Here is a 25,991-nt window from a genome sequence, read left to right on the forward strand (position 1 = left end):
TGCGGTTCTCACCGGGGTCGGCGCTCTCATACCCATGACGCAGCTCCAGGTCGGACCAAAGCGACGTTGCATTATAGTAATGAGCACCCGCCCCCATTTACATCTCCCTTAGCCGCTGAACGGCCGGGATCCGCGTCTCGTGTTGCGCTCCGATCACCGCCGCCGCCATTGAGGCGAAAGCAGCACAGATCAGGACAAAGATATAGATCCACGGAATCGACAGCTGATCGGGAGGGGGATCGAAGACGCCGGTCAGCAGCTTGACGAGCATCCATGCCATGCCGAAGCCGCCGGCGACGCCAATTGCGCCTCCGACGGTAAAGATCAGCATCCCTTCACTCCAAAGAAAAGCACTGAGTTGGCGCGGTTTCGCTCCCAGCGCCGAGAGGATGGCGAAGCCGCGCCGCCGGTCGGCCAGTCCCAGCGCCAGAACGAGCCCAGCCGCGCCGGCCACCATGATCACGGCGAACACCAGTTCGATCCGGGTCAAACCGACGAGATCGACAGCCGTCAAACTCGAGCCAATGAGATGCTGCGTGGTTCCGATGTCGCGAACCTTCAAGCCCGGAAGCGAACTCACGACCTGCTCTGCCAGCTTAGCGACGGCAGCTGGATTGCCGCGCGTGCGCAGCAGGACGACCTCAGCCGAGTCGGAGCCGGTCACCTTAGCGATGTACGTAGCATTGGCGACGAGAAAGGAATCCTTCGGCGCCGTCGGGAATTCGCGGACGATACCAATGAAGCGGAACGGAACGACGTGGTACTGGTGATCGGTCGCCGATTGAAGGCGCAAATTGATCGGATCGCCCAGCGCAAGCTGATAGTCATTGACGGTCTCCTGCGAGACGAGGACGCCGTCGGGCGTCTTGGCAAGCTCGGCCAGGGTGGCCTCCGCATTCCGGTTCGCAAAATAAGCGTCAGAGACATCGGTGGCCTTGCCCAGATTAATCGGATCGATTCCGTAGATGTCCTGCAGATCCGTCCCGACATAGGCAAAGCGATGCTGCATGGGCTGTGCCGCCACGACGCCCGGCAAAGCCGCGAGCTTGTCCATGACGTTGGAGGCCGGTGCGGTGCTGGTACCAGTGACGGCGACGTCGGCTCCGTTAGTGAGTTCCGCGTCAACGCGAGCCTGCGCGTTGTACGTCGTGTTGAAGACGGCCGTCGAAGTCGCGAACGCAAGGGCGAGGGCGCTCATAGCGATCCCGCTCGTCAGCCGCCCGCGCTGTCGCCCCATCGTAGCCGCCACAAGGTCCGAGAGAGGTCCGGCGACAGGCCGCAGGACGGCCGTGAGCCAGCGGCGGCCCTGCGCGAGCCCCACTGTCGAAAGGCGGACGGTCAACAGGCCGACGCCGGCCCACATCAGCAGGGGAGCGAGAAACGTCGCATAGTCAACCGAAGCTGCCGCCACGCCTTCCGGCGCGAGCACCACCTGGTAACCGGAGCTCGCCGTCTTCCAGAAGACCAAAGCGCCGATGGCAATGAGCACCAAGTCTACGAAAGCTCTCCGCCACAACGGCACGTGATCCGAACCGAGCACCATGCGCGCCGCTGCAACCGTGAGCCGACGCGCCTCGGACCAAGCTGGTAGCAGAACGGCCAAGAGGGCGAGGGCGAGCCCCGCGATCACGGCAGCCCCGAGCCAGGGCCAAAGGCCGGTGATGGTGAGCACTGCACCGAAAGTAAGGTGCGCCGCGAGAACTGCGACGGCGAGGCCCAGGACCGCCCCGCCCGCAGCGACGAGGGCCGCCTCGACAGCGGACAACGTCAGGATCCGGCGCGTCGACGCTCCCCGCAATCGCAGCAGCGACTGATCCCGGCGTCGCCGGTCCGCGCCCGAGCGAGCACAGGCGACAGTCAGCAGTGCCGCGAGAGCTGCTCCCGGCGCTCCGAGAAACAGGAAGAGCACCTTGGCGTAAAGCGCGTCCCCGCGGGTGGCATCCAGGCGCGCCGCAAGGTTGTTGGCGAGAACCGCGGTCCCTGCCACTCGCGCCTCGAGGTTATGACCGGAAGCAGTCGCGGCGATATAGGCTGCTCCGGGATCGCTGGATAACTGCGCGCGGTCGATGCCGATATGCAGTTGTTGGCGCACGCTATCCGGCCGGACGTTCTTCTGTGGCAAGAAGAGCTCGCGCCAAAGCGGGGCGGGAAGGACAAGCACGTTGTCGGGCGGAGCCTGCGGTGCGAGGCCTTTCGGGGCGCCGACCGCCTGGAAGAGCGAGTCGGCGTTCGGGAGATCGATCACTCCGCCCACTTTGACCGCGGAGTTCGACAGCCCCGGCCGGTGAATCATCACCATGTCTCCGAGACCGACGTGCAGATTGGCTGCCGTCTGCTGGGCGACGAGAACGCCGTCTAACGACCCAAGAAGAAGCCGGATCTCGCCGGGGAACGAGGCAGTATAGGAGGGGTCGAGGCCAAGGACCTGTCCAGCTCCCGTCGTCTGCACCGTGCCGTCGGTCGAGGACTCGAAGCCGTCGACAGATGCGTAGTCGACCGTCTGCACCTTCGCGAGCGGGTTTGCCTTCGAGGCTGCTTCCTTTATGGCCTCGAGTGAGGCGCCGAAAGCCAATTGGATCTGCCAATCGACAGGCACGGTGGCGATCGCCCGGGTCGTCATGCTCGCAGAGCTGGCCCGAAGAAATATGCCGAGGACGGCGATAAGAGCCACCACGCACGCGACCCCTGCGACGGCACCGATCAAGCGTCCCGAGCGCGCCCGGACGAGTCCGGAGATCCATGGCCCTATCATCGCTCATCTCCCGCCGCGGAACACATTTGGCCGTGGTCCATGTGCCAGATCCGCTCCATGCGTTCGGCAATGGCGAGATCATGCGTGGCGATCACCAGCGCGGTCGGAGAGCCTGCCAGCCAATTCAAGAGACCATCGATCAATGCGAGCCCGGTCGCCTGATCAAGCTGCCCCGTAGGCTCGTCCGCCAAAAGGAGCTGCGGGCGCGCCGCGATCGCGCGAGCCATGGCCACGCGCTGTCCCTGCCCGCCGGACAGTTCCTCGGGCAACTTATTTGCCAGATCGGCAAGGCCGACGCGCTTGAGTGCTTCCATAGCGGTGGCGCGCGCGTCGTCCCGCCCGTCCTTCAAAATAAGGGGAAGCTCGACGTTCTCGATGACGCTCAGCGGCGCCATGAGGCTAGGCGATTGAAAAACCATGGCGACCTTGCCGGGCAGCAGACCATCCCGGCGTCCCAGAAGCGGCCAGCGCATTTCGCCCGCGCTCGGGATGTCGAGACCCGCCATAAGGTGCAGGAGGGTGGATTTTCCGCTTCCCGAGGGTCCCAGTAAAGCGATCCGATCCCCCGCTCTGACCCGACACGTCGTCGGAGCGAGCGCTGCCACGGTCTTGCCGCCGCGCTGGAAGGAGCGGGCCGCTCCGAACGCTTCGACGAGATCAATCATGGACAATCCGCCCGTCTTTGATCCGCAGAATGCGGTCGGCGCATTGCGCCAGGGACGCGCTATGGGTCGCGACCAGAATGGCGCAGCCCGCGCGCCGCCTCTCGTCGAGGAACTCGAGAATGCGATGCTCGGTGTCGGCGTCGACCTCGGCCGTCGGCTCGTCGCAGATCAGGATGTCCGGATCGGCTGCGAGCGCGACGGCAAGGCCGGCTCGCGCGGCCTCGCCGCCGGAGAGCTGCGATGGCATTGCATCGCCATGCTCGCCGATGCCGAGCCGCTGCAGCAGCGAACCCTGCTCGCCCTTGCCCGACAGCTCGATTTGCAGCGCGATGTTGGAGGACACCGTCAAGTGGTCGAACAGGTTGTTGGACTGCATCAACATGCCGATATGGCGAGCGCGCAGACGAGCCCGTGTTGCTTCGGGCCGCCGCGACAGGCGCTCTCCCATGACGTCCACATGACCGCCATCGGGCTCGTCCAGACCGGCGAGGCAGGCGAGGAGCGTCGACTTGCCACTCCCGGACGGGCCGACCAGGGCGACCATCTCGCCGGCGTCGAGCTGCACATCGATGCCTCTCAGCGCCGGCGTCTCATCGTCGCCCACGTGGAAGAACCGATACAGCTCGTGGCCGCGGAGCACGCTCATGTCACTGCCAATGGAAAGAGTTCGACATCAGCCGCCACTGATCCACATTGTCGGCGCCGAGTGGCGCGGACAGATCGAGCGTGACCAAGGTGCCGTTCCTGAACATCAGATAACGGTCATGCTCGAGCCGGATCTGCTTGCCGGTGACGGCGTTAGGGGCGGAGTTCGAGGCATAAGAAACAAGGACAGCAGGGCCCGACTTGAGCTTGACGTCCTTGACCGTTTTTATCGCGACAGCATGGCCGCCCTTCTGCAATTCGGCTGCTTCGCGTGTTTTCGCGATCGTCGCATTGGGCGCCTGGTCAGCCTTCGAAACAGCCAGATCGATGATGTTGTATTTGTCCGAAAAGCGAGCGCCGTCCGCGCGATCGGCGCGAGCCCAGCCCTCGGGGACTTTCATGGCGAAGCCAAACGGCGATTTGTATTCAACGAAGACCTGGCTGTCCGGGATATCCCCCGGTGGATTCTTCTCCGGCGCGACGGCCGTCTCCCGAGCGAGGGCAGGCGCGGCGGCGATCGGCACGGCCATCGAAGCTGCCAGCGCAAACGCCAGCGATGATGCGATGAGGTGACTTCTTGATCGGGTTTTCATGTTGGCCTCTTGAAGGGTCGTTGCGGCTTGGCTGTCATGGCGACGGCTGGCCCACGGATCGAGAGCGAGAGAGGGAGCAATAGGAGGCGGCTCACAGCGAGCGCGAGCCGCCCAAAATGACGAGCGTCAGTTGTCGTCGCCCTCGTGGCCGTTCTCATTCTGCTCATCGTCGGCCATGGCTGTCTTCACAACCTGACCGCTTTGAGTGTCGACAAGTACCTTGTGCTTCCGGCCGTCTTGAGGTGACGATGTCGCAAGCGATCACGACCGCGGAGAGCCAAGAGAATGCGCTCGCGACGATCACAGGCGTTCGACCGCGACTATACAATTTGCCAATGTTGGCCATCGCGCGTGGACAGGAACTAGCGCGCGTGAGATTGCTCTCACATGTATGTTTTTCGAAGCGCGCCGACACTCCTTGTGGCAATGGCTCACCACTTCTGTTACGCGACAGGAGATTTGTCCGCTCCTGTCATTCTTGGCGTTGCCGCTCTTTTCCTCGCGTTCGGACTCCTCGCCGCGGATGTGGCGGAGGGTGACACCACGGCCTTTGATAACGCGATTCTCGTGTTCTTCCGACAGTCCGGAGACATGGCGAACACAATCGGACCCCTATGGCTCAAAGAGGCTGCCCGAGACCTAACGGCGCTCGGCAGTACGGTCGTACTCGGTCTCGTCTTTGTAGCTGTGCTGGGCTATCTCATTATGCTGCGCAAGCGTGCCGCCGCCTTACTAATCCTTGGAGCAGTGTCGGCGGTCAATTAATCAGCATCCTACTGAAGTTGAGTTTCGAGCGCGCGCGACCCGACCTCGTTCCAAATGCCCCGCATGTGTTCACGGCGAGCTTCCCCTCAGGCCACACAATGCTCTCGGCTACTACGTACCCACGTTGGGCGAGCTCATCGCACGCGTTGGGCCACGCCCCTCCGTAAGGAACAGCTGCGCGGCCAGCTTGGCGAGCATACGTAGAGCATTTCTAATGTTCGCGCCGGGAGGCAGCTTGACGTCGACTGGGCGGCTGCTCACAAACGTCGCATGTGCGACTGCCCGCATCCGCCTCCCGAATTGCTGCTCGGCAACGCCCCGCGGGGCTTTGCCGGCACCGTCGTGGTGCTAAAATCGGCAACGTACGGGGCGGTTGCAGCCGAGCGCGAGCAGCAACTGATCGAAATGGGGTTCATCGAAGGCGCGCGGGTCGAAATCCTGCACGAGGGGGCCATCGCCCGCGATCCGATCGCTGTGCGCGTTGACAATATCACGATCGCATTGCGGCGGCGCGAAGCTATGGCTGTCGTGGTGCGATGATCGGTTTCGATCGATGACGGCGGCTTCCCTGCACATCGCGCTGGTGGGTGCCCCTAACAGTGGCAAGACTTCGCTGTTCAACGCGCTAACCGGCAGCCGTCAGAAGGTCGCCAACTATCCCGGCGTCACCGTCGAGCGCAAGACTGGCTCGTTCGTGACGCCCGAGCGCCGCACCATGTCGCTGGTCGATCTGCCCTGCACCTATTCATTGCGTGGCCGCAGCCCTGACGAGGAGATCACCCGCGACGTCGTGCTCGGCCGCTATGCCAACGAGGATCCGCCTGACATCGTGCTATGCGTCGCGGACGCGACCAACCTGCGCCTGACTTTCCGCCTGGTGCTGGAATTGAAACGCACCGGTCGCCCGCTGCTGGTGATCCTCAACATGTTCGACATCGCCCAACGGCGTGGAGTGAGATCGATATCGACAAGATGTCGGCGGCACTCGGCGTCACTGTCGTCACCTCGATCGCGGTGCGCAAGGGCGGCATCGCCGAACTGCTGCGGCGCACCGACGAATTCGCGGCGCATCTCGGCGAGAACAAACGCGACAACACCTGGATGCCGCTGAGTATCGCCGAACTGAAAGCCACCCAGCGCGAGGCCGACCGCATCATCCGCGAGACCGTGACGATGCCGTCGAAGCCTGACACGCTGACCACGCGCGTCGATGCCGTAGTGCTGCATCCGGTGTTCGGCCTGGTCATCCTTGGACTTATCCTGCCTACACAGGTCAGAACCTTGCAGGTCACGCCAAGGTGACTCCACGCAGGCCCGCCAGTTCGCCCTCAAGGCTCATCCCGGGAAAATCACCGACGAGGAGCTTGGGCGCGAGGCCGGTGGTAGCGGGTTGCGCTATTCGTTCGACATCAGGACGGGCTCGCGGACCCAGGAAGTCGGGATTGATGCCGCCACTGGCAAGGTGCTTGAAAACAAGACCGAGGGGCCGCATCCGGATTGATGTGATCGCCCATCGGATTGATCAAAGGAGTTACATCGTCTTGCGCAACTTTGATCTTGTTGATCGCTGGGTGGTGCTTCCTGCCACAATTCCGCTCTAAATTGCGCCCCGATTTCGAATCTCAGGTCGTGAAAACGGAAGACATGGTCGCGCGTAATTGATTGAGCCTCCTCGGTCGCTCGGGCCGGAAGGAAAGTATGAAACAAGCTGGTGCTGACACACAGGGGGTGGAGGACGTGAAATGAAGAATAATCTCTCGCTTTTGCTTTGCAGTACCGCTGCGCTGCTGACCTGTAGCACTCCCGGTCAAGCGGCAACCCCCGCTCAAGACCCTCGCCCTAACCTGCAGGTTCAGTCTTACGCCGAGCTACTCGAGCCTATCCCCGATGCGGTCGCAATGTTGAGAGCGGACGACGCAGCTCGCACTAGCGAGACGCCACTTGTCCAACTTGCACAGTATCATCACCACCATCATCATTTTTACCATCACCATCACCATCACCACGGATATTACTCCGATGACCCCGCTGCAGGTATAATTGGCGGAATCATCGGTGGAATGGTAGCTGCGCCACGATACGCGCCGGATTGCTATTGGACTCAGGGAAGGCCGTATTGGGACGGCTATAGCTGGGTGCGGCGCCGAGTCCGGGTCTGCGAATAGATGTCGATCGTGAATCGGCGCGCTCGGGTAGCTTTCCATGACCTGCTGTGTATTGCACGCGGCATATTCTTATTGCTTCGCCCAGCAGCGCCACGTCTGTCGGGAGGCGGCGGGTACCGGATATAACCGGAGCCGCAAGCTCGGGCTCGCTCCCATCTAGTTCAACTTGGAACTTGCGGTGCGGGGGAACGTTACAAGGTGCCAGCATCCGTTGGCTAAGATTCTCAGGAGGCGTGAATGGACAAGAAGATCGCCGGACTTATAGGAGCCGTGGCGACGCTCGGAGCCTGCAATGTCGCGGAGGCAGCACCCCCCGTAGTAAATCCCGCGCCAACTGACGTTCTCCAGGCAAACTCGTATGCCGATCTGCTACAGCCAATTCCGAACGCGCTGACCACTCTTCAGGCCATTGACGCTGCTTCATCACCTTCGGCTGATGGCCAAATCGAATTGGCCCAGTTTTATTATCATCATCATCATCATCATCACCATCATCACCATCGATGGCACCGCGCGCCTCGGATCGTTGTGGTTCCACCGCGATGGCACCATCATCACCATCACCATCACTTTTACCACCACCATCACCATCATCATTTTTATCGCGACGACGACTAAGCGAATCGATCAAAAGGGCCGTCAGGCCCCTTTTGATCAAGCCGCTATTGATTGCGGGCTCGATCCTTGGCCGCCCGATGCAGATGGCGATAAGTGCCGTCGAATACGGTATCTGTCGATGACGTCCACTCGGTACCTTCCGCCAGCTTCGGACGATTGGCAAATATCCGGCGCGATTGCAGCTCACGTTCGGCGGCCTCCTCGTCGTTCATCTCCTCAAGTTCAAAGGCCGCCTCTTCCGGGATAACGATGATTTGCACGAACGGCTCATTAGGCCGGAAAATGTGAGTTCGTCCTTCGGCGGGGGACTTGAACACCATGAAGAACAACATCGGCCACCAGTTTCGTATCAGCGCGGGCACCGCCACCGGCACGGTATCGGTGCGGTCGGTGTAGAAACGCGGGTGCGGTTCGGTCCTGATAGCGAATCCTTGCTCGACCTTAAGATCGAGGAGGAGTTGATAGGTGTAGTAGCTGTCGCCAAAGTTCCGGAACGGCGGCCATTGCACTCCGGACTCTGGCGGGGGTCCAAAATCTCCGTCGAGAACGAGCTTGCCATCTTTTGTGCTCACGCGAAGCTCGTTGTCGTAGGGATAAAACAATTCGATCCCGTACTGGGCGCCTTCCGAAAAGGGCACACAATGCCAGACCTGTTCGCGCGAACCATTCGCGCGAGGCTGGCGCTCACCCGCCCATCCAGGTAGCTCCAGCTTGGTCCGTCGCGGCGCCAGCCGCGAGTTGATCAGACGATATTTGACCTTCTGCATTTTCGCCCTCGCTCGCGGCCCACCGCGTTGATCGTTCTCAGAATGGCAACGCGATTCTGGGCTTGACCTGTCGCCGCAGCATCCTTAATTGATTTAGAATTATTCTAAACTATGGCGTCGGGGCTTCCAATGAAGAATTTTGCGGACCTGACCGAAAGGGAGGTGCTTGCCGTCGCGATCTCGGGCGAAGAGGAGGACAGCCGAATCTACATGAGCTTTGCGGAGGATCTGATGAGCAGATATCCCGACTCCGCCAAGATTTTCGAGCGGATGGCCGAGGAAGAAAAGAATCATCGCCACATGCTTCTCGAATTGTACGAACAACGGTTCGGTCCCAATCTGCCGCCGATCCGCCGCGAAAACGTCAAGGGATTCCTGCGCCGCCGTCCGATCTGGCTGACCAAAAATCTCTCCCTAGATACTATCCGCAAAGAAGCCGAAACGATGGAGTTCGAGGCTGAGCGTTTTTATACGAAAGCCGCCGAACAGAGCCGCGACATTGGAGTCCGCAAGTTGCTTGGCGATCTTGCCGAGATGGAGAAAGATCACGAAAGCTTCGCTGCGAGACTGACTGGCAACCTCAGCCCTGACGTCCGCGAGGAGGAGGACAAAACCCGCAAGCGAATGTTCGTGCTGCAATACGTTCAACCGGGCCTCGCCGGATTGATGGACGGCTCGGTGTCGACGCTTGCACCGCTCTTCGCCGCGGCATTCGCGACCCATCAAAACTGGCAGACGTTTCTGGTCGGCCTCGCCGCATCGATCGGCGCCGGCATTAGCATGGGCTTTGCAGAAGCGCTGTCCGACGACGGATCGATGACCGGGCGCGGTTCGCCTTGGTTGCGCGGAGCCATCTGCGGCCTGATGACGACGTTGGGTGGCCTCGGCCACACCATGCCTTACCTTGTCCCCGATTCCTGGCCCAACGCGTTCTGGATTGCGACGACGATCGCCGGTGGCGTCGTCTTTCTTGAACTGTGGGCGATCGCCTACATTCGTACGCGGTACATGGACACGCCATTCCTGCAGGCGGTGTTCCAGATTGTGCTTGGAGGTGCGATCGTGCTGGCGGTCGGCATCCTGATCGGAGCGGCATAGTCATGCACCAGCAATTGCACTACGGAACCACGGCGAAAGTCTTTCATTGGCTCATTGTTGCGCTGCTGGTGGTGCAGTACCCGATCGGTTGGTTCATGCCGGACATTCACCGTGGCGCGCAGCCGGGCAGCGCCATGGTGTTTCACGTTTCCTTCGGGCTCACCATCCTCGCGTTGATCGTTCTTCGTTTCGGGTGGCGCATCACGCATCCGGTTGCGCCGGAAGTCTCGCTTCCTCCCTGGCAACGCCTGACATCCGAAGCTGTCCACTGGCTGCTTTATGCGCTTGTGTTGGCAACGACCATAACCGGCTGGCTGTTCGCCTCGTTTCGCGGATGGAGTCTGTCGTATTTCTTCCTGATCCGTTTGCCGATGCTGGCCTCCGAAAGCGCCTCCGGCGTTCGTGCGATCGACGGCTGGCATCAAATTATGGAATGGTCGTTACTCGTCGCAATCGGCGTTCACGTTGCGGCGGCAATGGCACACCTCTTAATCCATCGTGATCGTGTGATGCAGCGAATGCTGCCGTGGTGATTCCGGAGGCGCGCTCGCTATTCGTATCAATGGGAGACGCTAGAGCGTTTCACGAGTTTATTGAATCGGGAGGGATTCCGGTTTTGGCGCGAATATGATTCAAGATGCTGGCTGGACTGGAGGCCAGCATCCGATGGTCAGACCTCTTTCCATTGACTTGCGCCAGCGGGCGGTCGCTGCGGTATCGAAGGGTGAGAGTTGCCGGGCTGCGGCGGCGCGGTTTGGCGTTGCGGTGTCTTCGGTGGTGAAGTGGTCGCAGCGCGCTACCGGGCGACGGGTTCGGTCAGGCCCGGCAAGATGGGCGGTCACTGCAAGTCGGTGCTGGAGCCGCATGGCGGCTTCATCAAGGAGCGGATCAGGCAGACCTCACAGCTGACGCTGCACGCCCTGAAGGAAGAACTGGCGGGACGCGGAGTTCGCGTCTCGCATAATGCGGTGTGGCTGTTCATGCGCCGCGAAGGACTGCGATTCAAAAAAACGCTGTTCGCTCTTGAACAAGGCCGCTCCGATGTGGCCCGCCGGCGGCGGCGCTGGCTATCGTGGCAGGCCGGCCTCGATCCGCAGCGTCTGGTCTTTATCGACGAGACCTGGATCAAGTCCAACATGGCGCCGCTGCGCGGATGGGGCTTGAGGGGCGAGCGCGTGCGGGGCTTCGCACCATATGGCCGCTGGCGTACGATGACCTTCCTCGGCGCACTGCGCTGCGACGCCCTCACAGCTCCCTGCCTGTTTGACGGCCCGATCAACGGCGAGTGCTTCCGCGCCTATGTCGAACAACAGCTCGTGCCGTGTCTGAGGCCCGGCGATATCGTCATCATGGACAATCTCGGAAGCCACAAGCCGGCCGCGCTGCGCCGCCTGATCAAGGCCGCAGGTACCAGGCTATGGTATCTGCCGCCATACTCACCCGACCTCAACCCGATCGAGCAGGCCTTCGCCAAGATCAAGCACTGGATGCGCGCCGCCCAGAAACGCACCCTCGATGAAATCTGCCGAAATCTCGGCAGCCTCATCGCAACCATCCAGCCCGCAGAATGCGCCAACTACTTCGCAAACGCAGGATACGCTTCAATCAAAACGTGAAACGCTCTAGGTTCGCGCTTGCAATAGAGCTTTATTCGGCCGCCCGGTTCGGAACGAACGCGCGGCCGGGCTTCGTCTGGCTTTCGATAGATGCGAAGTAGGAATAAAGCGCGGGTAAGACCAGCAAGGTGAGCAGCGTCGCGCTCAACAGGCCACCGATCACCACGGTCGCCAGCGGCTTCTGCACTTCTGCTCCCGTCCCCGTCGCAAGCGCCATCGGCACGAAGCCGAGCGAGGCGACCAGCGCGGTCATGATGACCGGACGAAACCGCGTCAGAGCGCCTTGGCTGATGGCCACGCGGGTATCCACACCTTCCGAAACCAATCTTCGAATCTGGCTCAACATCACCAATCCATTCAGGACGGCGACTCCGGAGAGTGCGATGAAGCCGACCGCGGCCGAGATCGAGAACGGCATGCCCCGCAGCCACAGTGCGGCAATGCCGCCGGTAAGCGCGAGGGGCACCGCGCTGAAGACCAGAAGCGCGTCCCGCGCGGAACCAAGGGCACCGAACAGCAGCAGGAATATCAAGAGGAAACAGCCGGGGACCACGAACATCAGACGCTGCCGGGCGACGGAGAAATTCTCGAACTGCCCACCCCAGGAGAGCCAGGTCCCCGGTGCCAGCTTGACCTTCTCTCCGACGATCGCTTGCGCCTCGGCGACCAATGATCCGATATCCCGCCCACGCACTTCAGCCGTCGCGACGACGCGCCGCTTGCCGTTCTCACGACTGATCTGGTTTGCGCCCTCGGTTTGCTCGAATGTCGCCAGAGCGCGAAGGGGGACGGATGCCACCGCGGCATTTGCGGTCAGTCGCGGCAGTTGGACCGGCAGGTTTTCCAGCGCCGCGATATCGTTGCGCAATGCGTCGTTCAGCCTGACGATGATCTGGAAACGTCGATCACCCTCGAAGACCAGTCCGGCGACCCGACCGCCGATTGCGGCCTCGATCACGTCCTGAACCGCGAGCAAACTGAGTCCTCGTCGTGCGATTTCGGCCTTGTCGATCTTGATCTCGAGGAACGGAAGACCGGCAGTCTGCTCCATCTTCACATTCTGGGCGCCGTCAATGCGGCGCAGCGTATTGGCGATGCTACCGGCGGCCCGCTGCATCTGCTCGAAATCATCGCCGAACACCTTGACCGCCAGATCCTCGCGCACGCCGGCGATCAGCTCATTGAACCGCATTTCGATGGGCTGGGAAAAGCCGAGTTTGTTCCCCGGCAGTTTCGAGGCTTCCGCTTCGATCTGCTTGATGAGATCGTCCTTGGTCATCGATGGATCAGGCCACTCGGCCTGCGGCTTGACGATAATGTAGGTGTCGGACGCGTTCGGCGGCATCGGGTCTGCGGCGAGGTCCGGGGTTCCGGTACGGGAGAACACAAACGCCACCTGCGGAAACTTGCTGACGACACTCTCGATCTGGAGTTGCATGGCTTGCGATTGGGTTATCGACGTACTCGGGATACGCTTGACCTCCATCACGATGTTCTTCTCATCCAGCGTCGGCGTGAACTCCTGCCCCAGCCGGGTGAACAGCAAACCCGCCGCGATGAACAGAACCGAAGCAATCCCGATAGCCGGCAGCGGCGACGCGATCACCCGCGTCAACAGCGGCGCATAGCCCGCCTTCAGCTTGCGGATGATGGCGTTTTCCTGCTCGTTGACAGGCTTGGTGACGGTCAGTGCAACCATGGCCGGGACGAACGTCAGCGAGACGACGAAGGCCGCAACGAGCGCGATGATGACCGTCAGCGCCATCGGCTCGAACGTCTTGCCCTCGACGCCCGTGAACGTCAGCAGCGGCACGTAGACGAGAATGATGATAAGCTGGCCGTAGACTGTAGGCCGGATCATTTCGATGGCGGATTCCTTGACGGTCTGCAGCCGTTCGTCCAACGCCAGCACTCGCCCGAACTCGCGCTGGCGTTCGGCGAGGTGGCGCAGACTGTTTTCCGCGATGATCACGGCGCCGTCCACGATCAGTCCGAAATCCAGCGCGCCCAGGCTCATGAGATTGGCGCTGATCTTGCCCTGCAGCATGCCGGTTGCGGTCAGCATCATGGTGACCGGGATGACGCACGCGGTCACTACCGCGGCCCGCAGGTTGCCTAGCAGGAGGAAGAGTACGACGATGACGAGCAGAGCGCCTTCGGCCAGGTTGGTGGCGACAGTCTTGATCGTGGCATCGACCAATTGCGTCCGGTTGAGCACGGTGTGGGCATAGATGCCGGGCGGAAGCGCCCGGCTGATCTCCTTGATCTTCGCATCCGCCGCAGCCGCGACCGTGCGGCTGTTGCCTCCGATCAGCATGAGCGCCGTTCCAAGGACGACTTCGCGGCCGTTGACGCTGGCGCTGCCGGTCCGCAACTCCTTGCCGATCACGACGTCGGCGACATCCTTGACGCGCACCGGCACGCCGGCCCGCGTGGCCACGACGATTTGCAAGATGTCTTCTATGTTTTCGACGCGGCCACTGGCGCGGACCACGTAACCTTCACCATTTTGTTCGATGTAGTTGGCGCCGCGGCTGACATTATTGGCCTCGATGGCCTCGATGACCTGATTGAGAGATAGTCCAAAGCTGATCAGCCGTGCTGGGTCGGGTTGCACCTGGAACTGCTTGACGAAACCACCGATAGCATCGGCGCCAGCCACCCCGGGGACCGTCTTCATCTGCGGACGGATGATCCAGTCCTGCACGGTGCGCAGATACACCGTCCGCTGAAAATCATCGGTCAGGCGCTCACCTTCGGGCGTCAGGTATGTCCCGTCCGACTGCCAGCCGGGCTGCCCATCGCGCACCGGCGCAATAGCGCCTGGCTTGGCGTATTCGACCGCCCACCAGTAGATCTCGCCAAGTCCCGTCGAAATCGGCCCCAGCTTGATGTCCACGCTGGGCGGCAGATTGGCCTTGGCCTCGTTGATGCGCTCCGAGACCTGCTGGCGCGCAAAGTAGATATTGGTGCGATCGGTGAACACGGCCGTGATCTGGGCAAAACCGTTTCGCGAAAAGGACCGCGTCGATTCCAAGCCGGGCGTGCCAGCCAGCACCGTTTCCAGCGCCACGGTGACCTGCTTCTCGATTTCGACCGGCGTCAGCGCCGGAGCCACGGCATTGACCTGGACCTGGACATTGGTGACGTCCGGAACCGCATCGATCGGAAGCTTGGTCAGCGACCAGAAGCCCGACACGACTGCCGCCAGCGTGATCAGCAAGACGAGCCATCGGCGCCGGACCGAAAAATCGATGATGCGTTCGATCATCGCTCAGTCCTCGTCCCGAGGCTTCGACAACTCGGCCTTGAGCGGAAACGTGTTCGTCGCTGCGATGGCCTCGCCGGGCGTCAGGCCGGACACGATCTCGACGGTCTGATCCTCCCTCTCGCCCAGCACGACGTCGCGCTTCTCGAAACCGTCTTTGGTCCGGACGAATACGATCGGTTGGCCGTCCAGCTTCTGAATTGCGGTCGCCGGCACGACGAGGGGCACGGTCCGCTCGTTGAGGGCGATCGCCGCCGTGACGAACGAGCCCGGACGCCACATCCGGTCAGGATTCTGCATTTCGGCGACGACGCGCGCCGTGCGCGTATCCTTGTCGACCAGCGGACTCACGAAGACAATCTTGCCAGTGGCCGTCTCGGTGAGGCCTCGCGCGGAAATTTTGACCTGCTGGCCTTCCTTGATCAGAGGAAGGTCGGAAGAGGCAACAGACAATTCCACCCAGACACGGCTAAGGTCGACCACGACGAACAGTTCGGTCTCCAGACTGTCGCGGCCGACCGCCGTTCCCAACTCGACCTTGCGTTCGGCCACCCGCCCGGAGATCGGTGAGCGTACATCCTGGCGTCGAAGCGAAGCCTCCGGGGCTTTGGGCACCGCAGTGATTTCCTTTTCGCCTAGGCCCAGCGCGAGCAACTTCTGCCGCGCGATCTTCAAGCGCATTTCGGTCTGCGCCGCGGCGTTGCGCGACCGCAGGTATTGCTGCTCGGTGCCTACACGGCTGTCCCAGAGCGTCTTGTCGCGGGTGGACAAATCCTGTTGCAGATCGTTTGTAAGTCCGGCTGCCAGATATTCGCTCTTGGCATCCGCGACCTCGCGGCTTTCGAGGACGGCGATCACTTCATCCCTTGCGACATCTTCACCGATATTCTTACGCAGCTCCGCGACCGTCCCCGATAGCTTGACCGAGACATGTGCGATCCGGTCCGCGTCGGGAACAACCGAACCCGGAACAACGAGACGCTTGGCGATTGCTGCCGGTCCTACGTCGACCAGATCGATCTGCGCGAGCTTGATCTGCTCATCACTCATAGACAGAAGGCTGGAGATCAGCTCCGGTGCCGACGGCTTGGGCAATATTGCCGTCTTGGCCGGCGGTCCCATCCCGATTGCCCGTTGAAGGGTCGTCGACAGCCCCAGCGCGAAAATCGCGGCTCCTGCCGCGAACGCAAGCACAACGATTGTCGAGCGACTCATCATGATACTCTTCCGACGTGGAGCCAGCGCGCCACCGTCACAGATATTTGGAAATCGCCTTGAATTCATCGACGACGGTTCTTGTCGATTTGCTGGGTCCGCTCACGGCGCGATCGAGGCAATGGTCGACGTGGTCGTGGATCAATGTGCGCTTCGCCTCGCCGATGGCCTTCTCGACGGCATGAAGCTGCTGAGCCAGATCCAGGCACGACCGGCCTTCGTCGAACATGTCGATGACACGACGGAGGTGACCCTCGGCGCGCCGGAGCCGCCTGACGATATTGGGATGAGTTTCGTGAACGTGAACTTTTGCCATCCGCGGAACCTATCCTCCCTGGGGGGATATGCCAACCCGAAAGTTACAAGCTTGAAAAGGATAGGGGGGTAGGCTATATTGTCGCATGAGCCACACCGTCCGCGAGAAAAAGAAGCTGCTTGCGCGCGTTCGCCGCATCCGCGGTCAGTTTGAAGCCATCGAGCGTGCCTTAAGCGAAGAAGCCGGGTGCGAGCGCATCATGCACATGATTGCCGGCATCCGTGGAAGTGTCGCAGGTCTGATGGCCGAGGTCGTGGAGGATCACATCCGCACCCATCTGGTTGACCCCCAGAAGAATCCTGGCGCGCTCAATGCGGATGCGGCGGATCAACTGATCGAAGTCGTTCACACCTACCTGAAGTAAGGACACCCCATGACCGCCGACCGAACGTTCGATCCTCTTGCCGCGCATGATCACGTTTTTCTGGGCGAAGATCACGACAAGGCCGCGCGCCGGACCTGGGGGGTCATCGTGCTGTGTGGCGCGATGATGATAGCGGAGATCGTCGGCGGTGCACTGTTCGGATCGTTGGCCCTGATCGCAGACGGTCTGCATATGTCGACGCACGCCGGCGCGCTTCTGTTGGCGGCTTTGGCCTATACGTATGCGCGCCGACATGCCCACGACCGGAATTTCACCTTCGGCACCGGAAAGTTCGGGGATTTGGCCGGATACAGTAGCGCAATCATATTGGCGATGGTCGCGTTGCTGATCGGTTATGAGGCGGTATCGCGTTTTCTGTCCCCCGTCGCCATCAGTTTCAATGAGGCCATTCCGATTGCCGTGCTCGGTCTCGCGGTCAATCTGGTGAGTGCGTGGTTGCTGTCCGGCGGTCATCATGGGCACCATGGGCACAGTCATGGCCATGGTCATTCACACGGCCCCGAACATCCTCACGATCATGGTGAGGATGTTCGCCGGATCGACCTGGGAGCCGGCGTCATCGAGCTTGAGATTTTTGAAAATGGTGTGCCGCCTCGCTTCCGATTGCGGCTTCCGGATGGTTTGCAGTTGCATGCTTCGCACGCCGCCATTGAAACCATAAGACCTGCGGGCGGCAGACAGACATTCACATTCGCGGATCGCGGAGGATATCTGGAATCGCTCGACGAGATTCCGGAACCGCATGAGTTCGTGGCCAAGGTCCGCGTGAGACAGGGCGATCGGTTCGAGGAATTTGAAGAAAGATTCGAAGAGCACGATCACGATGCGCCAGCGGGCGCTCATCATCGTGACAACAACATGCGTGCCGCGGTCGTTCACGTGGCGGCCGACGCCGCCGTTTCGGTGCTGGTGATTGTCGGACTTCTCCTCGCGCGCACCTTCGGATGGCTCTGGATGGATCCGCTCGCCGGCCTTATCGGCGCCGTCGTCATCGCAAACTGGTCGTTCGGACTTTTACGCGATACCGGCGGCATATTGCTGGACCGCAATCCGGACCCGCGGATGGCGGAAAAGGTCAGACAGACGATCGAGCGCGACGGAGATCGGGTGACCGACCTGCACCTTTGGCGGCTGGGACCCGGACACCTTGGAGCAATCGTCGCCATCGCCACCGAGAAACGCCGCGAAGCCGAATATTATCGCCGCATGCTTGGCAAGTTCGGCGATTTGTCCCACGTTACAATCGAGGTCAGTGATCAGGCGACGCGGCTAGTGCGACGGGATCAATAAAAACTGCACTGGCACGGCCCCATGAGGATGGGCCTAACCTGCTTCAGTAATAACCGTGTCCGGGGCAGGACGAAGACCTATACCAGCGTCGATGGCAGGTTCGGACCCTTTCAGCACCGCGAGACGCTAAATGGCAGAACACTTGGCCCAGCAATGGTCAAAGTCCTTGCCTTTTCGATGCAACCAACAAAAAAGCTCCGCCGTGTGGGGCGGGGGAAAGTAGGCGCAGCATTATTGCTGCGCTGACAGTCTAGCCAAAGGCGTCACGGCATCAAACTTAAACTTTGACGGCTTGTTCGAAGCGAGTCTCGGTATTCAAGGTAGCATATGACAGACAATTTAAGGAGATCGATGAGTTTGTTTGCATCTTTGGCGAGCGCGACTGCAATTGCTTACGTCGCAGACTACGCGGCGCATTTTGAGTGGCACTTCTCTCGGGTTGTGGTCAGGAGGGACGCTCTCGTCGCAGCCGTTCTTCTCGGGGTTGTGGTCGGCGCCAAATTGATATTTCAAAGGCGGCGTAAGAGCGGTCCGTTGGCCTCGCGGCTTTCGCGAGCCTCCAATTCTTCTCATTCAAACAATTTCCCTAAGCCCCAACAGCAGAGGCATATCAATGAGGCCGCGTGCGAAGCATTACGCACATGGTCGACCGCATCTGAGGAGGGCGTGCACTTGGCTGCTCAAGCAAGGTCCTGACTACATCGACACTTCCCAACTATTGTACCGGGCAGGATAGACTCTGGGAAACGCCCGTTCAGGTCGGCGAGTGTAATATTGTTGCGGATCGACACGGACTAACTTCAGGTGATAGGCTCGTTGGGATCAAGGAGAGTGAGTTCCATTTGACGTTCGCGTCTGACCCGTCTGGAAAACGTCGCTTGCGCAGCCCGCGCGGCATTGCGGCTGTGTTCCTGATGGTTGCCTATTTGTTGGCCGGGACGCTGCATAGCCTCTACGATATCGACGTAACGAACCCCGCCGGCAGTTCGATCGTTGCAACGCAGATGAACAAGGACGTCGACCTTTCCGGCAAGGGCTTGGCGGTCGAACACCATTGCCATGGGTGTTTTTCTGTGTCCGTCCCGATCCCTGTCATTTTAGCGACGCCGCTTGAACCAACATCCAAGTTGATTCTGGCGCGATTGACGCATGATTCCGGTCTGGCACCGGGACTCGATCCGCCCCCACCACGGCATCTGACCTGAAAATCGTCGCCGGGGCGCTCTGCGCCCTGAATTGTCGTTTTCGAGGTCATTTTTATGTTTTCCAAATGTGCTCCGGCGCGCCTCTTGTGCGTGTCGCTGATCCTATTCGGGCTGCCCTCGAGCATTGCCTGGGCCGCGTCGCGGCCAATGACGCTTCAGCATGCGTTACAGCGAGCGCTTGCAGCCAATCCGCGTCTCACCGCCTCCGAGCGGGATGTCGGCATTGCAACCGGCCAGCGAATCCAGGCCGGGGCGCTTTTCAATCCCGACCTGTCTTACGAACAGGACAATTCGCTCGGCTCGGGGCCCTACCGCGGCACGTGGTCGGCCGAGACGACCGTGCAGATCAGCCAACTGTTCGAGCTGTTCGGCAAACGCGACGCGCGCATCGCGGCGGGAGCGGCCGGGCTCAACGTCGCCGTCATCCAGCGCAAGGCTGTTCGACTGGAGGTCCTGTCGGAAACGGCGGTGGCCTTCCTGACGGTGCTCGGCGCGCAACGGCGCGTCCAGATTTTGAACGATCAGGTGGCCGCCATCGATCGCCTGACCCCCTTGCTGCAACGGCGCGTCGAGGCTGGCGCGTCGTCGCCGGCTGAAACGGGACGGGCTCAGGTCGCCTCGGACCTTGTCAAGGCCGACCGTGAACGCGTCAAAGCCTCGCTGTCGAGTGCGCGGCGCGACCTTGCAGTACTCATGGGCGACACCTCTCCGCGATTTTCGACCGTAACCGGGCGCTTTGAAGCGGTCGGCCGCCCGCCATCCTTTAAATCCGTCATCGCCGCCATCGATGCAAATCCGCAATTGGTGCGATGGACGGCAGTCTACGCGCAGCGGAATGCCGAGTTGTTGGTGGCGCGACTCAAGCCTTATCCCGACGTGCGAGTGAGCGCGGGCTGGCGGCACTTCAATGAAACCGGCGACAATGCCGTGCGGCTGGGAATCTCTATTCCGATCCCGGTGTTCGACCAGAACCAGGGCAACATCCTCTCCGCACAGGAAAGCTTGGCAAAAGCGGCCGCCGAAAGAGCGGCGAACAAGGCCACGCTCGTTGTGCTGGCGGGGCGGGCCTATGACTCTCTGGAAGGATCGCTGCGCGAGCTAGCGATCCTCAGGAAGTCCGCAATCCCGAAGGCGGAGGCGGCGGCGGAGGCAATCGTCGATGGCTACGGCCAGGGACGGTTCACATTGCTCGAAGTCCTCGATGCGCAAGCCACGCTCGCCCAGGCTCGGCTGCGCGAGCAGGAAGCGTTGCAGAATTTCCATATTGCCGTGGCGACGATCGAAGGTCTTGTCGGCAACCCGTTTTCGCTCACACATCAGAGTTCAAGATGATCAAGGCAATTGTTCGCTACTCCGTGTTCATTCTGGTCGCCGTCGCGCTGGGCTACGGCGGCTATCGCATGCTGATGCCAGCAAGCTCGAAAGTCACACCCACCGAAAAAACGGACAAGGACGAGCACTCAGAGAGCATTATCCTGAGCGACGCCAAGGTCGAGGCTTCGGAGATCGAACTCGTGAAAGCCTCATCCGGCGTGCTGCGCGAAAGCCTTTTCCTCAACGGCATTGTCCAACCGAACCAGGAATCGCTGGTCCAGGTTACACCCCGCTTCCCGGGGATCGTCCGCGACGTGCGCAAGCGGATCGGCAACGCCGTCCAGAAGGGTGACGTCCTTGCAGTCATCGAGAGCAACCAAAGCCTAACCCAGTACGAATTAAAGGCCTCGTTGGCCGGAACGGTGATCGATCGCCAGATCACGTTGGGCGAGTACGCTTCCGAGCAGAAGCCCGCTTTCGTGGTCGCGGATTTGTCGACCGTATGGGTCGATTTCTCGGTCTATCGGCGCGATCTCAAGCGGGTCAGTGTCGGTGACCAAGTGTTCATCGATCCAGCGGACGGCGGCGCGCCAATCGATGCGAAAATTTCCTATCTCTCCCCGGTTGGCAGCAGTGACACCCAGAGTGCGATCGCTAGGGCAATGGTACCGAACGCCGGACAACGGCTTCGCCCGGGACTCTTCGTCACCGGTCGTTTGATGCTCACCGCGAAAAAGGTCGGCGTCGCGGTGAAATCATCGGCGCTGCAGACCGTGGAAAACCGCACGATCGTCTTCGTTCGCAACGGCGAAAAGTTCGAGGCACGAAACGTTGTAATCGGTGAACGCGATCCGCAGCTCGTCGAGATCACCGACGGCGTTCTGGACGGCGACGTCTATGCGGCCAAGAACAGCTTCATCGTAAAGGCTGAGATGACGAAAGGAGCGGGCGGTGATGAACACTGAGAACGACATGATTTTGATCACCGCGTTGATCAGACCTCACATGGAGGGCCATGTGGTCCGCGCCCTTCATGATCTCACGAATTTTCCAGGTTTTACCTTCGACGAGGTGCGCGGCCAGGGCCGCGGCCGGGGACAGGGCGGGTCGTATGTCGCGAGCGATGAGGACATCACCTACCACCAGTTTCTGGAACTGAGGCTTGTCTGCCGGTCGGACCAAGCGGCGCCGATCTGCGAACGCATTGCAGCGGCCGCTTGGACCGGTCGGAAAGGCGATGGCGTGATCTACACAACGTCCGTGCATTCGTTCGGACGCATCCGGGAGATCGGCGAGCATCAGGAGCAGCGTCATGATTGATGGAATTCTGTCGTTCGCCATCCGGCAGCGATGGCTGGTCATGATCGGCATTCTCATCATGGCGGCCCTCGGCGCCTGGAATTTCACCCGGCTGCCGATCGACGCGGTGCCCGACATCACCAACGTCCAGGTCCAGATCAACAGCAGCGCGCCTGGCTATTCGCCGCTGGAGGTCGAGCAGCGGATCACGTTTCCGATCGAGACCGCCATGGGCGGGCTGCCGCATCTCGACAGCACGCGCTCACAGTCACGTTACGGCTTGAGCCAGGTCACGATCATCTTCAAGGATGGGACCGACATCTATTTCGCCAGGCAGTTGGTCAACGAGCGCATCCAGCAGGTCAAGGACCAACTGCCCGCCGGCGTCGAGACCGCGATGGGACCGATCTCGACAGGACTCGGCGAAATCTATTTGTTCACGGTCGAAGCGAAGCCCGGCGCCCGTAAAGAGGGCGGCGGCGATTATACGCCGAGCGATCTGCGGACGATCCAGGACTGGATCATCAAACCACAGTTGCGCAACGTCCCGGGCGTCATCGAGGTCAACACCATCGGAGGCTTCGAGAAGCAATTTCATGTGCTGCCGGACCCGGCGCAACTGATGGCCTACAAGCTCAGCTTCCGCGACGTGATGACGGCGCTGGCGTCGAACAACGCCAATGTGGGTGCAGGCTATATCGAGCGGAATGGCGAGCAATATCTGGTTCGGACGCCGGGCCAGGTGGCGAACGTCGAGGAAATCAAGGAAATTGTGATTGGCTCTCACAATGGCGTTCCGGTTCGAATCGGAGACGTCGCCGAGGTGAGGGAAGGCAAGGATCTGCGGACCGGCGCGGCCACCGTGAACGGCAAGGAAACCGTTCTCGGAACCGCAATGCTGCTGATCGGCGAGAACAGTCGCGCTGTCGCGCAGCGGGTTGCCGCCAAACTCAAGGAGATCGGCCGATCGTTGCCGGATGGCGTGATCGCGCGCGCGGTATATGACCGAACGCACCTTGTCGAGGCGACGGTTGCGACCGTGGAAAAAAACCTGGTCGAAGGTGCGCTGCTCGTTATCGTGATTCTCTTCATGATCTTGGGAAATTTCAAAGCGGCGATCGCGACCGCATGCGTGATTCCTCTAGCCATGCTGTTCACGATCACCGGCATGGTGGAGAACAAGGTCAGCGCCAACCTGATGAGCCTCGGCGCCATTGACTTCGGCATCATCATCGACGGCGCAGTCATCATCGTCGAGAACTGCCTGCGGCTATTGGCGGAAGAACAGCATCGGCAGGGCCGATTGCTCAATCGTCAGGAACGGTTCGAGACCATTCTCGCCGGGTCGAGGGAGGTGATCGGTCCCAGTTTGTTCGGAACCTTGATCATCGGCGTGGTCTACCTGCCCATCCTCACGCTGACTGGCGTCGAAGGCAAGATGTTCACGCCGATGGCCTTGACGGTCCTGATGGCGCTCACCGGCGCCAGCATCCTGTCGCTCACCTTCGTGCCGGCGGCGGTTGCCCTCTTGGTGACCGGAAAGGTCTCCGAACACGAAAACTTCTTCATGCGCGGCGCGCGAAAGCTCTACACGCCGTTGCTGTCCGCCTCGATTCGCAACCGTTTCGGTGTCGCCGCCGTCGCCGCGTTGCTGGTCATCGTCTGCGGCATCGCCGCGACGCGCATGGGCGGTGAATTCATTCCCAGCCTCGACGAGGGGGATGTCGCGCTGCAGGCGATCCGGATCCCGGGAACGAGCCTGACCCAGTCGCTGGAAATGCAGGCGATGCTCGAAAAGCGGCTGCTGAAGATTCCCGAGGTCAAGGAGGCCTTCGCACGGACCGGCACCGCAGAAGTCGCAACCGATCTGATGCCACCGTCGACTTCGGATGGTTACGTAATGTTGAAGCCGCGCAAGGAATGGCCTGATCCGGAGAAGAGCAAGGCCGCGGTGGTTCGTGAAATCCAGGAAGCCGCCAAAGACGTTCCGGGCAGCGTGTACGAGATATCGCAGCCGATCGAAATGCGCTTCAACGAATTAATCTCCGGGGTCCGCAGCGACGTCGGTGTCAAGATTTTTGGCGACGATCTCGACACGCTGGTCCAATCGGCAGCAAAGGTGCAAGCCGTGTTGCAGAATGTTCAAGGCGCGGCCGACGTCAAGACCGAACAAGCCTCCGGCTTGCCGGTGTTGACGGTGAAGCTCAATAGACAGGCCTTGTCACGATACGGAATCAATGTGTCGGACGTCCAGAATTTGATCGAAATCGCCGTTGGGGGAAAACCCTCCGGCCTTGTCTTTGAGGGAGACCGGCGCTTCAAGATCGTGGTTAGGCTTCCGGAGTATCTGCGATCTGACATTCAGGCGGTCCGGGCGCTGCCGGTGCCATTGCCTCCTCTGGAGAACGACGCCAAGGCAAAGCCAGCGGTTTGGAACAATTCGCCGCTTGCTCAAATCCGGTACGTGCCGCTTTCCGAACTTGCCGAAATCGACGTTGCGTTGGGTCCCAATCAGATCAGCCGCGAAAACGGCAAGCGGCGCATCGTGGTTACCGCCAACGTGCGCGGCCGTGATCTCGGGTCATTCGTTGCCGACGCACAGAAACAGGTCGAGGAGAAAGTGAAATTGCCGGCGGGCTACTGGATCGGATGGGGCGGCCAATTCGAACAGCTTGTTTCCGCCACGCAACGATTGACGATCGTCGTGCCGATCGCGCTTTTGCTGATCCTTTTGCTCCTTTTTATGAGCCTGGGATCAATGGCCGATGCGTTGCTGGTGTTCAGTGGGGTGCCGCTCGCACTGACGGGCGGCATCGTGGCACTCTTGCTGCGCGGCATCCCATTGTCGATCAGCGCGGGGATCGGCTTCATCGCGTTGTCCGGCGTAGCGGTGCTCAATGGTCTGGTCATCATCACCTTCATTGAGCGCCTGAGGCGAGAAGGACATGCCCTTGTCGATGCGGTCCGCGAAGGTGCGCTGACCCGGCTGCGACCCGTGTTGATGACGGCGCTGGTCGCCTCGCTCGGCTTCGTGCCGATGGCGGTTGCCACCGGTGCGGGCGCCGAGGTGCAGCGACCACTGGCGACCGTGGTGATCGGCGGAATCATCTCCTCGACGATCTTGACGTTGCTGGTGTTGCCCGCGCTCTACGTCCTGTTCAGACGGGAAGATCCGGAGAATGGCGGCTCGAACTCGCCCGCTGTGGAGGGAGTAAACCCATGAGGTGTCTCGCCGCGGGGATCATCGTCCCTGTTCTGAATGGGGATTAACGATGACCAACAACGGAGCTCCAGGCAGAAGTGACGGCCAGGACGGAGCGAACGCTCGCGTGAGTCATACGGGCGGTTGGTGCAGGCGATGGCTTCTGGTCCTGGCGCTATCGTCCGGTCCATTGCTTGCGACCGCCGGATGGCAGGTGCTGCAGGCGGAATCGCAGAAGGCCAAGATTGTCGGTCTGGGCGCTACGACGTGCCAACGCTTCAGTGATGACGTCAAAGCGAATCCGGTGCTCCGGAGAGATTACCTCGCTTGGGCACAAGGCTTCATGAGCGGAATCATCCTCAGCAGGCCACCAGGCGTGGACGAGGGGCTCGATCTCGCCCCGGTAACGTTCGATCTTGTCGGCCAATTGCATTTCCTTGAGGACCATTGCGCTCAGAATGCGGCGCTGGATTTTTCCGATGCTGTCGAGGCGCTCTACAAGCGCTTGCGCAAGGAGGGTAGGACATGAGTTCGAACGAGGACGTTCGCAGCAAGTTCCTTAGGGGACGATCGTGAGCGACATTGCGCAGCCCACGAAAATCCGGCTCCGTGTCGAGGGTATGGACTGCGCCTCCTGCGCCACGAAGATCGAGAACGCCCTGCAACGGCTGCCCGGCGTCCAGGACGTGGTCGTCTCGGTCCCCGCAGGTACCGTGATCGTCAGCCATGACGGCAGCGAAGCCGACGATGGCATATGTCAGCGCGTTTCGGATCTGGGTTATCGCGTCGCGCAAGTCGACGCGGCGGGAAGCA

At 61.0% G+C, this 25,991-nt stretch carries 24 protein-coding genes and 1 pseudogene; 17 read left to right on the top strand and 8 right to left on the bottom strand.

The genetic code is table 11. From position 1 onward, the window contains the following. Positions 1 to 97 precede the first annotated feature (97 nt). From ASC80_RS22420 to ASC80_RS22435, 4 genes are all read right to left on the bottom strand, one after another. Positions 98 to 2,674, bottom strand: a complete 2,577-nt coding sequence (locus ASC80_RS22420; RefSeq protein WP_244487348.1) for an ABC transporter permease — start codon at positions 2,672 to 2,674, stop codon at positions 98 to 100. Positions 2,675 to 2,748: 74 nt separating this feature from the next. After that, positions 2,749 to 3,417 (bottom strand): ABC transporter ATP-binding protein, encoded by a 669-nt coding sequence (locus ASC80_RS22425; protein WP_056302013.1) that lies wholly within the window; start codon positions 3,415 to 3,417, stop codon positions 2,749 to 2,751. Further along, positions 3,410 to 4,063, bottom strand: a complete 654-nt coding sequence (locus tag ASC80_RS22430; RefSeq protein ID WP_056302015.1) for an ABC transporter ATP-binding protein — start codon at positions 4,061 to 4,063, stop codon at positions 3,410 to 3,412. Before ASC80_RS22430 ends, ASC80_RS22425 begins: the two co-directional genes overlap by 8 nt. Before the next feature lies 1 nt (position 4,064). Beyond that, complete coding sequence (locus ASC80_RS22435; protein ID WP_244487349.1) at positions 4,065 to 4,592, bottom strand: hypothetical protein; 528 nt, start codon at positions 4,590 to 4,592, stop codon at positions 4,065 to 4,067. A 522-nt stretch (positions 4,593 to 5,114) separates the two neighbouring features. Here ASC80_RS22435 and ASC80_RS22440 point away from each other — a divergent pair. The 5 genes and pseudogenes from ASC80_RS22440 (at position 5,115) to ASC80_RS23360 (ending at position 8,203) form a co-directional block, all read left to right on the top strand. Next, complete coding sequence (locus ASC80_RS22440; RefSeq protein ID WP_210168420.1) at positions 5,115 to 5,420, top strand: hypothetical protein; 306 nt, start codon at positions 5,115 to 5,117, stop codon at positions 5,418 to 5,420. A gap of 270 nt (positions 5,421 to 5,690) precedes the next feature. Beyond that, complete coding sequence (locus ASC80_RS22445; RefSeq protein WP_056302021.1) at positions 5,691 to 5,960, top strand: FeoA family protein; 270 nt, start codon at positions 5,691 to 5,693, stop codon at positions 5,958 to 5,960. A 13-nt stretch (positions 5,961 to 5,973) separates the two neighbouring features. Further along, positions 5,974 to 6,683, top strand: a pseudogene (locus tag ASC80_RS22450) (FeoB small GTPase domain-containing protein); the annotation flags it as partial. After that, a complete protein-coding gene (locus ASC80_RS24810) occupies positions 6,670 to 6,921 on the top strand; it encodes a PepSY domain-containing protein (RefSeq protein ID WP_200941233.1) in 252 nt (83 codons plus the stop codon). The pseudogene ASC80_RS22450 and the gene ASC80_RS24810, both read left to right, overlap by 14 nt. A 901-nt stretch (positions 6,922 to 7,822) precedes the next feature. Then, positions 7,823 to 8,203, top strand: coding sequence for a hypothetical protein (locus ASC80_RS23360; protein WP_082512720.1), 381 nt, complete (start codon positions 7,823 to 7,825; stop codon positions 8,201 to 8,203). Between the two features lie 44 nt (positions 8,204 to 8,247). On the opposite strand, the gene ASC80_RS22460 is transcribed toward ASC80_RS23360, so the two are convergent. Continuing rightward, complete coding sequence (locus ASC80_RS22460) at positions 8,248 to 8,970, bottom strand: hypothetical protein (RefSeq protein WP_056302024.1); 723 nt, start codon at positions 8,968 to 8,970, stop codon at positions 8,248 to 8,250. A 129-nt stretch (positions 8,971 to 9,099) separates the two neighbouring features. Between ASC80_RS22460 and mbfA the strand changes: the two genes are divergently transcribed. The 3 genes from mbfA to ASC80_RS22475 all read left to right on the top strand — a co-directional run bounded on the left by mbfA (position 9,100) and on the right by ASC80_RS22475 (position 11,684). Continuing rightward, positions 9,100 to 10,068, top strand: coding sequence for an iron exporter MbfA (gene mbfA / locus ASC80_RS22465; protein ID WP_056302027.1), 969 nt, complete (start codon positions 9,100 to 9,102; stop codon positions 10,066 to 10,068). A 2-nt stretch (positions 10,069 to 10,070) separates the two neighbouring features. Next, positions 10,071 to 10,601, top strand: a complete 531-nt coding sequence (locus ASC80_RS22470) for a cytochrome b (RefSeq protein ID WP_056302028.1) — start codon at positions 10,071 to 10,073, stop codon at positions 10,599 to 10,601. A 133-nt stretch (positions 10,602 to 10,734) separates the two neighbouring features. Beyond that, a protein-coding gene (locus ASC80_RS22475) for an IS630 family transposase (RefSeq protein WP_156464498.1) occupies positions 10,735 to 11,684 on the top strand; the annotation gives its coding sequence in 2 pieces (ribosomal slippage) (positions 10,735 to 10,860 and positions 10,863 to 11,684; 948 coding nt in all). A 31-nt stretch (positions 11,685 to 11,715) separates the two neighbouring features. Here the strand turns inward: ASC80_RS22475 and ASC80_RS22480 are convergent. Genes ASC80_RS22480 through ASC80_RS22490 form a run of 3 tightly spaced genes read right to left on the bottom strand, consistent with a single transcriptional unit; the run spans position 11,716 to position 16,483 of the window. Then, entirely contained in the window at positions 11,716 to 14,955 is a 3,240-nt protein-coding gene (locus ASC80_RS22480; RefSeq protein ID WP_056302030.1) for an efflux RND transporter permease subunit, read from the bottom strand. A 3-nt stretch (positions 14,956 to 14,958) separates the two neighbouring features. Continuing rightward, positions 14,959 to 16,167: an efflux RND transporter periplasmic adaptor subunit gene (locus tag ASC80_RS22485; RefSeq protein ID WP_082512722.1), complete on the bottom strand. Its 1,209-nt coding sequence runs from the start codon at positions 16,165 to 16,167 to the stop codon at positions 14,959 to 14,961. A gap of 37 nt (positions 16,168 to 16,204) precedes the next feature. Then, entirely contained in the window at positions 16,205 to 16,483 is a 279-nt protein-coding gene (locus ASC80_RS22490) for a metal-sensing transcriptional repressor (protein ID WP_056302034.1), read from the bottom strand. An 85-nt stretch (positions 16,484 to 16,568) separates the two neighbouring features. Between ASC80_RS22490 and ASC80_RS22495 the strand changes: the two genes are divergently transcribed. The 9 genes from ASC80_RS22495 to ASC80_RS22535 all read left to right on the top strand — a co-directional run. Continuing rightward, on the top strand, positions 16,569 to 16,847 hold the full coding sequence (locus ASC80_RS22495; protein ID WP_056302036.1) for a metal/formaldehyde-sensitive transcriptional repressor: 279 nt from the start codon (positions 16,569 to 16,571) through the stop codon (positions 16,845 to 16,847). A gap of 9 nt (positions 16,848 to 16,856) precedes the next feature. Beyond that, the gene (gene dmeF, locus ASC80_RS22500; protein WP_056302038.1) at positions 16,857 to 18,158 is read left to right on the top strand and encodes a CDF family Co(II)/Ni(II) efflux transporter DmeF; all 1,302 of its coding nucleotides are present in this window, start codon (positions 16,857 to 16,859) and stop codon (positions 18,156 to 18,158) included. Positions 18,159 to 19,000: 842 nt separating this feature from the next. Beyond that, positions 19,001 to 19,363, top strand: a complete 363-nt coding sequence (locus ASC80_RS22505; RefSeq protein ID WP_244487350.1) for a hypothetical protein — start codon at positions 19,001 to 19,003, stop codon at positions 19,361 to 19,363. 54 nt (positions 19,364 to 19,417) lie between these two features. Beyond that, positions 19,418 to 20,695, top strand: coding sequence for a divalent metal ion exporter subunit IhpA (gene ihpA / locus ASC80_RS22510; RefSeq protein ID WP_056302040.1), 1,278 nt, complete (start codon positions 19,418 to 19,420; stop codon positions 20,693 to 20,695). Then, positions 20,692 to 21,642, top strand: coding sequence for a divalent metal ion exporter adaptor subunit IhpB (ihpB, locus tag ASC80_RS22515; RefSeq protein ID WP_173427337.1), 951 nt, complete (start codon positions 20,692 to 20,694; stop codon positions 21,640 to 21,642). Before ihpA ends, ihpB begins: the two co-directional genes overlap by 4 nt. Further along, complete coding sequence (locus ASC80_RS22520) at positions 21,632 to 21,997, top strand: P-II family nitrogen regulator (protein WP_044408980.1); 366 nt, start codon at positions 21,632 to 21,634, stop codon at positions 21,995 to 21,997. Before ihpB ends, ASC80_RS22520 begins: the two co-directional genes overlap by 11 nt. Further along, positions 21,990 to 25,199 (top strand): efflux RND transporter permease subunit, encoded by a 3,210-nt coding sequence (locus ASC80_RS22525; RefSeq protein ID WP_044408983.1) that lies wholly within the window; start codon positions 21,990 to 21,992, stop codon positions 25,197 to 25,199. Before ASC80_RS22520 ends, ASC80_RS22525 begins: the two co-directional genes overlap by 8 nt. A 49-nt stretch (positions 25,200 to 25,248) precedes the next feature. After that, positions 25,249 to 25,707 (top strand): hypothetical protein, encoded by a 459-nt coding sequence (locus ASC80_RS22530; protein WP_234707365.1) that lies wholly within the window; start codon positions 25,249 to 25,251, stop codon positions 25,705 to 25,707. 43 nt (positions 25,708 to 25,750) lie between these two features. Then, the coding region (locus ASC80_RS22535) for a heavy-metal-associated domain-containing protein (RefSeq protein ID WP_162244618.1) at positions 25,751 to 25,991 on the top strand (241 nt) is incomplete at its 3' end.

The sequence above is a fragment of the Afipia sp. Root123D2 genome (genome assembly GCF_001425835.1).
Taxonomy (GTDB): Bacteria; Pseudomonadota; Alphaproteobacteria; order Rhizobiales; family Xanthobacteraceae; genus Afipia.